14 protein-coding genes are annotated in these 12084 nt (G+C 36.1%); 10 read left to right on the top strand and 4 right to left on the bottom strand.

Features of this window, described 5'->3' with window-relative positions; translation table 11 throughout:
* The first annotated feature begins 80 nt into the window (after positions 1-80).
* The 3 genes from rapZ (at position 81) to whiA (ending at position 3098) form a co-directional block, all read left to right on the top strand.
* Positions 81-968: an RNase adapter RapZ gene (rapZ, locus tag D7I46_RS04890; protein ID WP_120771872.1), complete on the top strand. Its 888-nt coding sequence runs from the start codon at positions 81-83 to the stop codon at positions 966-968.
* On the top strand, positions 965-1945 hold the full coding sequence (locus D7I46_RS04885; protein WP_120771871.1) for a gluconeogenesis factor YvcK family protein: 981 nt from the start codon (positions 965-967) through the stop codon (positions 1943-1945). The genes rapZ and D7I46_RS04885 overlap by 4 nt, the downstream gene beginning before the upstream one ends.
* Positions 1946-2171: 226 nt before the next feature.
* Complete coding sequence (gene whiA / locus D7I46_RS04880; protein ID WP_120771870.1) at positions 2172-3098, top strand: DNA-binding protein WhiA; 927 nt, start codon at positions 2172-2174, stop codon at positions 3096-3098.
* A gap of 167 nt (positions 3099-3265) precedes the next feature.
* Here the strand turns inward: whiA and D7I46_RS04875 are convergent, their stop codons facing one another.
* Positions 3266-3823, bottom strand: a complete 558-nt coding sequence (locus D7I46_RS04875) for a TetR/AcrR family transcriptional regulator (protein WP_120771869.1) — start codon at positions 3821-3823, stop codon at positions 3266-3268.
* A 185-nt stretch (positions 3824-4008) separates the two neighbouring features.
* Here D7I46_RS04875 and D7I46_RS04870 point away from each other — a divergent pair, with 185 nt between their 5' ends.
* From D7I46_RS04870 to D7I46_RS04860, 3 genes are all read left to right on the top strand, one after another.
* Entirely contained in the window at positions 4009-4887 is an 879-nt protein-coding gene (locus D7I46_RS04870; RefSeq protein ID WP_120771868.1) for an ABC transporter ATP-binding protein, read from the top strand.
* 20 nt (positions 4888-4907) lie between these two features.
* Positions 4908-6530, top strand: a complete 1623-nt coding sequence (locus D7I46_RS04865) for an ABC transporter permease (protein ID WP_120771867.1) — start codon at positions 4908-4910, stop codon at positions 6528-6530.
* Positions 6531-6761: 231 nt separating this feature from the next.
* Positions 6762-7553, top strand: a complete 792-nt coding sequence (locus D7I46_RS04860) for a formate/nitrite transporter family protein (RefSeq protein ID WP_120771866.1) — start codon at positions 6762-6764, stop codon at positions 7551-7553.
* A 26-nt stretch (positions 7554-7579) separates the two neighbouring features.
* Here the strand turns inward: D7I46_RS04860 and ntdP are convergent, their stop codons facing one another.
* From ntdP to D7I46_RS04845, 3 genes are all read right to left on the bottom strand, one after another.
* Positions 7580-8110, bottom strand: coding sequence for a nucleoside tri-diphosphate phosphatase (ntdP, locus tag D7I46_RS04855; RefSeq protein WP_120771865.1), 531 nt, complete (start codon positions 8108-8110; stop codon positions 7580-7582).
* A gap of 114 nt (positions 8111-8224) precedes the next feature.
* Positions 8225-8473 (bottom strand): hypothetical protein, encoded by a 249-nt coding sequence (locus tag D7I46_RS04850; protein ID WP_120771864.1) that lies wholly within the window; start codon positions 8471-8473, stop codon positions 8225-8227.
* A gap of 42 nt (positions 8474-8515) precedes the next feature.
* Positions 8516-9415: a metallophosphoesterase gene (locus D7I46_RS04845; RefSeq protein ID WP_120771863.1), complete on the bottom strand. Its 900-nt coding sequence runs from the start codon at positions 9413-9415 to the stop codon at positions 8516-8518.
* Between the two features lie 484 nt (positions 9416-9899).
* Here D7I46_RS04845 and D7I46_RS04840 point away from each other — a divergent pair, with 484 nt between their 5' ends.
* Genes D7I46_RS04840 through essB form a run of 4 tightly spaced genes read left to right on the top strand, consistent with a single transcriptional unit; the run spans position 9900 to position 12083 of the window.
* On the top strand, positions 9900-10190 hold the full coding sequence (locus D7I46_RS04840; protein WP_120771862.1) for a WXG100 family type VII secretion target: 291 nt from the start codon (positions 9900-9902) through the stop codon (positions 10188-10190).
* A 51-nt stretch (positions 10191-10241) separates the two neighbouring features.
* Positions 10242-10712, top strand: coding sequence for a type VII secretion protein EssA (essA, locus tag D7I46_RS04835; RefSeq protein WP_120771861.1), 471 nt, complete (start codon positions 10242-10244; stop codon positions 10710-10712).
* Entirely contained in the window at positions 10709-10981 is a 273-nt protein-coding gene (locus D7I46_RS04830; protein WP_120771860.1) for an EsaB/YukD family protein, read from the top strand. The genes essA and D7I46_RS04830 overlap by 4 nt, the downstream gene beginning before the upstream one ends.
* Complete coding sequence (gene essB / locus D7I46_RS04825) at positions 10968-12083, top strand: type VII secretion protein EssB (protein WP_120771859.1); 1116 nt, start codon at positions 10968-10970, stop codon at positions 12081-12083. Before D7I46_RS04830 ends, essB begins: the two co-directional genes overlap by 14 nt.
* The last annotated feature ends 1 nt before the right edge of the window (position 12084 follow it).

The following is a 12084-nucleotide window of genomic DNA, read 5'->3' as shown; positions in this document are numbered from 1 at the left end:
AGTGAGTAAAAAATAGAGATGATGTTTTTCAAGACGAGAGATAGTCATTTCAATGACAAAAATGAGAGGAACCTAATAAAATGAGTAAAGAACTTAATGTTGTTATCATTACAGGGATGTCAGGAGCTGGTAAAACTGTGGCAATCCAGTCGTTTGAGGATATGGGATATTTTACAGTTGATAATATGCCTCCGACTTTAATTGAAAAATTTGTTGAATTATTGAATACACCTGACAATAAAATTGACAAAGTTGCAATGGTTGTTGATATGCGTTCGAGAAGCTTTTTTGACCACTTATATAGTATCGTGACAGAGCTTTCAGACAATTCACAAATTAATTTTAAACTATTGTTTTTGGATGCAAATGATTCAGAGCTTGTTTCACGCTATAAAGAAACCAGACGGAGTCATCCGCTGGCTATTGACGGTAGAACTTTGGATGGGATTACCAAAGAACGTGAAATTTTGAGTGATTTGAAAAATTTAGCGGAAGTGGTTATTGATACGAGTGAATTGACACCTCGTAATTTACGTTCTAAAATTTTGCAACAATTTTCAATGAGTGTTGCTTCAACTTTTCGGATTGAGGTAATGTCTTTTGGCTTTAAATATGGTCTTCCATTAGATGCAGATTTGGTTTTTGATGTCCGTTTCTTACCTAATCCTCATTATATTCCAACACTTCGTGATAAAAATGGAACAGATGAAGAGGTTTATGACTATGTCATGAATCATCCGCAATCAGAAGAATTTTATCAAAATCTTATGAAGATGCTGGTTCCAATCTTGCCTGCTTATCAAAAAGAAGGAAAATCTGTTCTAACAATTGCGTTTGGATGTACGGGCGGCCAACATCGCTCTGTAGCTTTTGCAGAGCGAGTATCAAAAACTCTTCAAGAGCACTGGCATTTGAATACAAGCCATCGTGACAAAGACCGCAGGAAGGAAACGGTAAATCGTTCATGAGTAAGCCCAAAATAGTTGTGATTGGGGGCGGCACTGGTATTCCTGTCGTTCTGAGAGCGTTGAGAAAAGAAAAAGTTGATTTAACAGCGATTGTGACAGTAGCAGATGATGGGGGATCATCTGGGCGAATTCGCTCGGCTGTAAGTATTGCACCACCGGGTGATTTACGAAATGTTTTGATTGCAATGTCTGATATGCCAAAATTTTATGCCGATATTTTACAATATCGCTTTAATGAGGCAGATGGGGAGCTTGCGGGGCATCCGTTGGGCAATTTGATTATTGCTGCTATTTCTGAAATGCAAGGCTCAACTTATCGGGCCATTCAATCATTAGCGAAATTTTTCCATGTTGATGGTAAAATATATCCTTCGTCGGATGCAGCATTGACTTTGCACGCTGTTTTTAAGGATGGTTATGAAGTTGCTGGTGAGAGTCATATTGCTGGTCATAAAGGATTGATTGACCATGTTTATCTAACTGAGACTGCAACGGGAAATACACCTGTTGCTTCAAGAAATGTTGTAAAGTCTATCATGGAAGCAGATACAATCGTACTGGGACCTGGTTCACTTTTTACGTCTATCTTGCCAAATATCGTTATCCCTGAAATCTGTGAGGCGCTTTGGAAAACGAAAGCAAAAATCATCTATGTATGCAATATTATGACACAACGTGGTGAAACGGAGTATTTTACTGATGCAGATCATGTGCGCGTGTTGCATGAACATTTAGGGACAAATGTCATTGATACTGTACTTGTAAATATTGAAAAAGTACCAGAAGAGTATATGAATACGAATAAATTTGACGAGTATCTTGTTCAGGTTGAACATGATTTTGAATCACTCAGGGCCGAAAAAGTTAATATCGTATCAAATAATTTTTTGGAACTTCGTGATGGCGGGGCATTTCATGATGGTGAGGCAGTAGCGCAAGAAATTATTGCTATTTCTCAGCAGCAAATAATAGATTGATGAACCGTCAGTTCAAATTTTTTCTATCAGTATACTGACAGAATTGACAATGCTTTCAAAAACTTCTGTCAGTGACAATGAAGATAACTCTACTCTACTTTTTTATCGAATTGAGCTTTGATATACACTCAACTGCTTACGGTGTAGCAAAGTAGAGATAGGTTCGTCATTAAAAGTAAAGCGAGTTGATTTCACAATAACAAAAATGAATGAAAAGGGTTAAAAAATGAGTTTTACAAGTGATGTCAAAAAAGAGTTAACCCGCAATTTTGCAACGACTGGCACTCTTTTAGCTCTTGTACGGATGAATGGTTCGGTTGGTATTTCTGGTGGTTTGACTTTATCTATTGCAACCGAAAATGCGGGGACTGCTAAATATATTTATCAAATGCTGCTTGAACTTTATGAAATTCGTGCAGAAATTCGTGTCCACCAAAAAACAACTTTGTCAAAAAATAGAGTTTATACTGTCTTTATTGAAGATGGTGCCACCGATCTTCTTGATGAATTGAGTCTTGCAGAGGCGTTGATGCTGGATAATGGTGTTCCTGATTTTGTAAAAAATGATAATCTGATGAGTCGTGACTATTTACGGGGAGCTTTTTTATCTTCTGGAAGTCTTCATAATCCAGAAAAAGGTGAGTATCAGCTCTCTATTTCTAATGTTTATCAAGAACACGCGGAAGACCTACAGGAGATTTTTAGGAAATTTGAGCTAAATGCTAGAGTCATTGAACGAAAAAATCGCTGGATTTTATACCTTTCTAAAGCAGAAGAAATCATGGATTTCCTAACATTAATTGGAGCAATGCAGGCACGTCTTAAATTTGAGGATGCTAAAATGATTCGAGAAATGCGAGGCCTCGCGAACCGTCAATCTAATTTTGAAAATGCAAATATTGCTAAGTCAGTTGCAGCAAGCCAAGAAGTGATTGAAGCCATTCATTTTTTAAACGAAAAAAAAGAGCTTGAACAACTTCCACCACAACTTACCGTCGTTGCTAAATTACGTCTTGAAAATCCAGAAGCTACGCTTAAAGAGTTGGGAGAACTTTTAGATCCACCACTTGGAAAATCAGGAGTCAATCATCGCTTACGCAGACTTGTTGAGGTTGCGAAAGAACTTAAAAATTCAGAAGTTTATACGAACTAAGTGCTACATCTATGATACATTTATTTTCAAAAATATGATAAATTTGAGGCTGTCAGCATACTGATTGGTTTTTGTCAATACTGACAGGTAGAAAAAAATGGGAAAATCCCATTTTTTCTTTTGGTTTATCAAGGTTGGTGCCTTAGCACGTAAGCATTAATGGAGAACTATTTCAGTCCATTAATGAAAAATCGAGTAAGTATCCCAGTTTTTTGAAACAGATAATCTGCGGATAAACCTTTCATTCCTGAGATGAAGATATTGACAAGAAATAGGAAATCATCTTTGGTGAAGTCTTTTGAAATTTTACCTTCATCCTGTCCTTTTTGAAAAAGTTTATCATAAATTTTCATCTGCACTGTGACTGCATCGGTATCAAAAAAATCAGGACTTTCAGAGTATTGTGTCATCAAATTTTGAGAAAATATCGGAGAATAATGCTCAAGCTGTTTCAGTTTCATCTGGGTGATACCCTCATAAGTTTCTTCAAAGTTCAGATTACTTTGAATGATTTTTTCAACTTGTGCCGCCATATTTTCAAAAGCGTGCATAATGACAATATTCATCAAATGATTTTTATTTTTATAATACTTAAATAATGTAACCTTTGATACTACTGCTTTTTGAGCAATTTCATCAACAGTAATTTCTTTAATTTCTTTTTCATTCAACAATGTAAAAGTCGTGTCTAAAATGGCTTTTTTCTTTTTTTCTGTTTGGTTCATGAGGAAAACCTTTCCAATCTTACTGACAAAAAGCTGTCAGTACTGACAAATCTATTTTCTATAAAAAATTATAGCTTTTTTGTTGAACTAATTCAAGGAAAAGAGTACAATATGAACTATAAAGTTAAGTTTAGTTCATAAATTACTTTATAAACAATGAAATTATCCTTATGGAGGACTTAATTATGGTAAAAGTAGTCGAAGTAAAAGGGCTTCAAAAAAACTTTGGTAAGTTTCAAGCGCTCAAAGACGTAAGTTTTGATGTCAATGCTGGAGAAGTACTCGGCTACATCGGACCTAACGGTGCTGGTAAATCAACGACGATTAGGACTTTGCTTGGTATTATCCGTGCAAATGGTGGCTCAGCCAAAATATTTGGAAAAGATGTTTGGACAGATGCTATTGAGATTCATAAGCAAATTGCTTATGTTCCAGGTGATGTTTATCTCTGGCCCAATCTATCAGGAGGAGAGATTATTGATCTTTTCTTGAAGCTTCATGGTAAAGGAAATGCGATTAAACGAGATGAATTAATTAAAAAATTTGAGTTAGATCCAAAGAAAAAAGCTCGATCTTACTCTAAAGGAAATCGACAAAAGATTGCACTTATTGCAGCGCTCTCAAGTGATGCTGAACTATATATATTTGACGAACCAACTTCTGGACTTGATCCATTGATGGAGGCTATTTTCCAGGAAGAAGTTGGAAGGCTTAAAGCTGCAGGGAAAGCGATTCTTTTATCAAGTCATATCTTGTCTGAAGTTGAAAAGCTGGCAGACCGTGTTGCAGTCATCCGTAAAGGTGAAATCGTAGAAACTGGAAGCCTTGAGGATTTGCGACATTTAACGCGTTATCAATATAAGATTGAAACAGGGCAAGTTCCGACAGGCCTTGAAACCCTTAGCTCTGTTCATGATTTAAAAATTGATGGTACAAAAGCAAGTTTCCAAGCTGATAGTGATAAAGTAGATGAAATATTATCAACGATTACACAATATGGTGTGAAAAAACTTGAATCTATGCCACCAACGCTTGAAGACTTATTTATGCGTCACTATGAATAAAAAGTTGGGAGATGAATATAATGAATAAACCGCTTTATAAAACGGGGGCGATGTTCAAATCACTCCTAAAACGTGATTGGCTAAAATTAATATTTTGGGTGCTAGGGATGTTAGCATTTGCGGCATCTGGTGCAGGCAAGATGGAAGTTGCTTCAAGCCCAGCAACAGCAGCAACAATGTATACCATGTTTGTAAAGAATCCAGCGATGTTGGGACTTTTTGGTGCAACACCAATTAAAAATCCAAGTGCTTACACCTTAGGACCTATCTTTGGACAAACGATGACTTTGATTACGGCGATTACTTTTGCCATTATCTCAATCATCTATGTGGTCAATCGAACACGTAAGGAAGAAGATGATGGGATAGCAGAGCTTTTTCGCTCATTTTCTATTGGTAAATTAGCAAATACAACAGCAGTTGTGATTGAGCTTGTGTTGTTGCACATTGTGATGGCACTTTTGCTCGCATTCTCTATTCAAGCGCAAAATGTCGATGGTTTGAACAATCTTTCGAGTAATTTGTTGTTCGCGAGTAGCACATCAGCACAAGGGCTGATGTGGGGAATGATTGCGTTGTTCTTTGCTCAGATTTTTCCAGAGGCTGGTGGTGCTAAAGGAACAACTTTTGGTTTTCTAGGACTTCTTTATGTGATACGAATGGGAACAGATGTAGCCGCACCTCAAGCTGGGTGGTTTAATCCACTTTCATGGGGTTATCTTGGATTTCCTTATGCAGCAGGTCACGAATCTTGGCTTGGAGTCGGACTTGCTCTTGTCTTTTCGATACTGATGCTGATAGTTGCCTATGTACTCGAAATTAAACGGGATGTGAACGCTGGTTATTTGCCTGAAGGACGCGGACGTGCTCATGCTAAAAGAACGCTGCTCAGTTTACCTGGTTTGGTGTTAAGCTTGCAAAAAAAGATGATTATTGGTTGGCTATTAGCTGTCTTTGTTTTAGGGTTGGTCTATGGTTCAATGTTTGGACAAATGGACCAATTTATCAGTGGCAATGAGCTGGTTAAGCAGATTTTTATAGGAAATGCAACAGCGACAGATGCGATTACTGGAAACTTTATGGTTACTTTGTTTTCTATTTTGTCTATTTTGGTGTCTGCTTTTGCAGTGATTTTACTCTCTCGGATGACTGCTGAGGAACGGAAGAATCGTCAAGAACAACTTTATGCTTTACCGATTTCTAGGTTGAAAGTTTATCTGACCTATGTATTGACTGCAATTATAGGAAGTGTTGTCGCGCAATTTTTGGCTGTGCTTGGTATTTATGTTGAGCAGTTAGGAAATAAAAATGCTTTAAGTTTTGCTGATGTAATGAAACCTGGGATGATTTGGATTGTCGGAATTGTATTTGTTGTCGCACTTCTAAGTTTACTTGTGGCTTTTATTCCACGAGCTTCAGGCGCAATTTGGGTCTATCTTGGTTTCTTACTCTTTATGAGTTATCTTGGACATATTCTTGATTTACCTCAATGGATTGAAAAATTGAGTATTTACGATTATATCCCAAAACTTCCTGTTGATAAGATGGATTGGGGCAATGTGTCAGTAATTTTGATTCTGTCAGTGCTGATGATTGTGCTTGGTTTTGTTGGTTACCGCAGACGTGATTTGATTGGTGGTTAGTAGTGCCAAGGTTCTGAAATGAGATACGGAATAAAAATCTGTCAGTACTCTGACAGATTTTTGATTTTTTATCCACTTGTGATTTTGTAAAGTAAGGATAAAGAAGGAGTATCATAAGCGACAAAGCGTTGTATAATCGTGCTTTTACAGTATTTCTGAGCATTTCAATAAATTTTGTGATAGAATAAACAAGTTGTTTTTATAAATTATATTTTCAGGAGAAATTTTATCATGATGAATCCGGCAGAAATTCTGTCAGCAACTATTCACCACGGACAGGAAAAAGTGAAGCGACCGTTTTTAGAAAAAGCAGTGCTTGGTTTTATTGGTGGAGCAATGATTTCCTTTGGTTATTTGCTTTACATTCGGGCTGTGGCGAGTGTGGCTGAACCTTTGGGTAGTCTTGCAAGCCTAATTGGAGCAAGTGTTTTCCCCATTGGATTGATTGTCATCTTGTTAGGTGGTGGAGAATTGATCACGTCAAATATGACTGCAGTTTCAACATCATTTTTCGCTAAAAAAGTCAGATTTGCTGATTTAATAAAAAATTGGTTGGTCATCACAATTTTTAATGTTCTTGGGGCAATTTTTGTTGCTTTCGTTTTCGGACACTTGGTTGGATTGACAAGTAGTGGAGTTTTTCGAGAAGAACTTTTTAGGCTGGCACAAGGAAAAATTGGTGCAAGCTGGTATCAAGAAATTCTCTCTGGCATAGGTTGTAACTGGTTTGTCGGTATCGCAATGTGGATGTGTTATGGGGCAAAAGATGCAGCAGGAAAACTTTTGGCAGTTTGGTTTCCGATTATGGCTTTTGTCGCAATTGGTTTTCAGCATAGCGTAGCAAATGCATTTGTTATTCCAGCTGCTATTTTTGAACATGGAGCGACTTGGCTTGATTTTGGTCGTAATTTTATCTTTGTTTATGCTGGTAATATTATCGGAGGAGCAATTTTTGTTGCGGGCTTTTATACTTTAGGTTATCGCAGGCAGGCAAGAGAGAGAATAGAGCAAAAAAGTAAATAAAAATAACTCTGTCAGTACTGACAGAGTTATTTTTTTAACTGATGATAACGATCATACCAAATCTCAACATATTCCTTAGAAAATGGTCCTTTTTCATTGTTAATCCAGTCAACAAGAATTTTCACATTTTCTTTTAAAACATAATCAATTTCCTTTGGATAGCGCATTTGACGACGGTGACGTTCATATTCTTCAACGTCGAGCAGTTTTTTCTCACCGTCTTTGAAGACTTTCACATCAAGGTCGTAATCAATATATTTCAGCGCTTCGTTATCAAGGACGAAGGGACTCGCTAGATTGCAGTAGTAGCTGACGCCTTCCTCACGAATCATAGCAATGATGTTAAACCAAAACTTTTTGTGGAAATAAACAATCGCAGGCTCACGTGTCACCCAACGGCGGTCGTCGCTCTCGGTCACGAGCGTGTGGTCATTCACCCCAATAATTGAATTTTCATTTGTTTTCAGAACCATTGTATCGCGCCAAGTGCGATGCAGGCTCCCATCATGTTTATAGCTTTGAATCGTGATAAAGTCGCCTTCTTTTGGTATTTTCAAGGAGCTGTACCAACTTTCTCAATTCAAAGTTCTCGTTTATTATTTTATCATATTTTTGAGAAAATTGTAAGTTCAGAATGTCACAGAAAAATCTTCCGCTTGTAAAGCCTGACATCACTGGTTGTCAGAAGAATTTTTACGACTCGTCAAAAATTTATCTTGAATTATGAGGATAATGTCACGCCCAAAATAAGTAGCAACAAGCAAAAAAGTAATAAAAATTCCTAACTTTCCACCGCGCTGAACGTCGAAATGAGGATTATTTGCATAAAGAAAAGCAATCAAAGTAGGATGCAAAAGAACATACATTGCAAGACAAAAGGCAATAAGTCGCCAAATTAAACCACCGATAAAAGATTTCATTCTATCATTATAGAATTTTGATTGTGTTTGTCAAGCTTCTTATCAAAAATCAAATACAGTCAGTGCTGACAAAAATTCATCAGCAAGATGTTGCCTACGAAATTCTTTCCATTCAGGTAAATCTTTAATTGCCTGATAACGCTTACGCAAATGCCAAATCTCAGGAATTTGATACTGTGAGTAAAGCTTCAAAAATTGACTGACCATTTTCCATTCATAAGTATAGCCAAGCGGACGGGCATGATAATTGATGTTGTCAGTACTGACAGCCGTCATTCGATGATGAATGTGTCCAAAGATGACATCCGACACTTTAGGAAATTTCAAAAAAATTTCATGAAAATGCTGTGAACCCAGATAAGCATTGAATCTGGCAAATTTTTCATAACGCGTGTTGATAATAAAATGCTGATGAGGAACAAAGTGTGTACTGACAATAATTCTCTCCACATCAGATCGCGCTGACAACTCTGTCAGCAAATTTTCGAGTTTTGTCAGTATCAGTCCAGTTGTTTTTATATCATCAAATGCTCGTCTAATCTTTCGATCAAAATAAAAAGAATTTTTAAAAGCAACCACCTTTTTGACATCAAAATCACCTGTAAGAAATGAATAATCATACCATCCGTGAAAACTCACAAAAGCAGTTTTACCAAACATTTTTACCTGAAAATCATGCTCGGAAATTTCTTTTTCTGACAAGCCAACCATATCATGATTTCCAAGATTATACGTCACTGACAGATTTCTGTCAGTAGCCAATTGTCTCAAAAAGGGAACAGTCAATGAATGAAACGCATTAGAAATATCTCCAGCAAAATGTATATCAGTAATCCCTAGTTCTGTCAGTACTGACAGAAAAATATCTAGCTCATCCCTTGAAAATTGATTAATATCCATGTGAAAATCTGATATAACTGCTAATTTTTTATCTAAATTCATTCTCCAATTATAGCATGAATATCACCAAAATATTTTCTTCTACACTCCTTTATTAGAAGAGTAGAACACCAATTTGCTCTGAATTTATCAGCAAAAAACACAGCATAATTCATTAACGATTTGTTTCTAAAGGCACAAAAACGTATCGGGTCTTTTCTTTTGTTACATCGCTTAACAAACGAGAAAATTATGAGAATGAAAACATAAAACATCAGCTACACTACAGTAAAACTGTGAAAATCATGTAAAAAGACAACTAAATCTCAATTTTTGTGTTTCATAGATTAAATAATGTCTACAATTTCTTGACAGCTTATTCTAAAGATGATAAAATTGAAAATATAAGATAAGCGCTTTCTAATTTTATAATCATTGAAAGTTAATTTATCATCCCAAACATAGGGGAATTGTCCACAAATCCACGTGGGCTCAGTAATAATGGTAACACAATATAAATATATATCATCCAAAAGGAGAAATTATTATGGCACAAATTTCAGTAACCCCAGAAGAGCTAAAGAGCCAAGCACAAGTTTATGTGCAAGCTAAAGAAGAAATTGAACAAGCGATTCAAAAAGTAAATTCAATGAATAACACAATCGCTGAAGAATGGAAAGGTCAAGCTTTCCAAGCATACTTGGAACAATACAACCAACTCCATCAAAGCGTTGTTCAGTTCGAAAATCTTTTGGAAAGCGTCAATCAACAATTGAATAAATATGCAGATACTGTTGCCGAACGTGATGCACAAGACGCTCAAAGCTTCGGTTTCTAATTCATCAATTTAGACGCTACCTTTTGTGGCGTCTTTTTGGTTAAAAGGCCTATGAAAAAAAGACAATTAATAATACTTGGTATTGCATTTAGCTCCCTTTTGGCAGGAAGTGCTCAAAGCTTTGCGGATGATAACGGCAGCCTTCAACTTAATCCTAATGTCATTACAAACTCAGATGGCGGTGGAACAGCGAGCGATTTTCCAATACGCAGCCAACTCTTTACCCCAGAAATAGAAAAAGTTGCTAAATCACAAGAAAAAGATGATATCTCTAAACAAAAGGAGTCCCTTAACTTCTCGGATACCTCCAATAATATTCTTTATAATACCAATACAACCAAGATAGTAAAACAGCTTTTTGTCGATTATCAACCACAAGTGATTTCATCAAATAAGAGTGATAATCATTCCAAGACAACGATTGCTTATTGGATAATATTTATTATTGCTTTTCCACTAATATTTTTAGCAGTTTTATTAGGACGAAAAAATGCAAAAAGGAGTATAAGGAGAAAACGATGAGTATGCGGATTGATATCAGTATTGAATTTATGGAGCAACAAGTAGACTTCCAAATTCCTACGGAAGTAACTTTTGGTCGGCTTGTAGAATTAATGCATAAAGCATTAGAAGGAGCACGACTTCCTAAGCACTGGACGCTTGAATTAAAAGATAAACCAATAAAAATAGATGACACAGATCTCATCAAAGATTTACCCATAGGAAATGGCGACATATTCTGCCTTATTCCTATCCAAGAAAAACAGGAGTATATGAATGAAAGTATCTAATGGTAGTGAACATTTTGAACTTGAAAGAAGCAAAAATATTCTTCAAGTTCGATTAACAAGCACACAATTTAAAGAAGAAGCCCTTAAAGAACTTCCCGACAATGTCAATGTTAAAGAAGAAAATGAATCATGGGTGCTTTCTTATTCCATTCCTGAAAATTCAAAAAGTTTGGCAACGGCCATTCAAAATACCAAATCACGTCTTGAAAAACTAAAACTTGCACAAAAGCTCTCATCTCTGGCAGATTTAGTAAATCAATTTGATATTCCTTTCATTCATCCTGAGAATATAATGCTTGAAGGTGAGACACTTTTTGTAGTTCACTTCGGTTTAAAAGGTTTAATTGTACCAAACAAGATGACTTCAATTGAATTTATAAACTCTTATAAAGCTCTTATTTTTAACATCTTCAATTCTAAAAGTTCTTTTGAAGCATTTATCGCAAGTACCCGTTCGGTGAACGATAAATTTACTCAGACAATCAATGATTTTAATACCATCTCGGAGATTACGAGCTTCATTAACCAAGAAGTAGAAAAAGAAACAGTAAAAGTTAATCAAAAATTGACTAATGTCTCCAAAGGACGCTATCGTTTCTTTAAATATTTTGGAATTTTTGCCATCATTTTAGCGCTTGTATTAGGCTGGTTCACTTATTCATACTACAGCAATAATCAAAAGCAGAATGCGGTTATTACAGCGCAAACTGATTTTTTGACAAATAATTACGCCCAAACTCAAACAGACTTACAAAGCTATTCGCCAAACCAATTACCAAAATCAGCACGTTACATTTTGGCAGTCAGTTCAGTTAACCTATCAGATTTATCAATGAGTCAAAAACAGTCAATCTTGAATAATGTTTCAACAAAATCGGACAATAACACATTGAACTATTGGGTTTATACAGGGCGAGGTGACTTTAACCAAGCGCTCAATTTGGCACAGAATTTGGGTGATAAGCAGTTAACTTTGTTGGCTTATACCAATCTTTATGAAGCAACAAAATTAAACACAACGATGAACGGTGCTAAAAAACAACAGCTCTTAGATAAATACAACAAACAAATTCAAGAGCTAACCAAAGACCTTGGAAAATAAG

It is taken from the genome of Lactococcus allomyrinae, from assembly GCF_003627095.1.
In the GTDB taxonomy this organism is placed as follows: Bacteria; Bacillota; Bacilli; order Lactobacillales; family Streptococcaceae; genus Lactococcus; species Lactococcus allomyrinae.
Note: the sequence above shows the minus strand (reverse complement) of the source record. Positions and strands in the feature narration are given on the sequence as shown.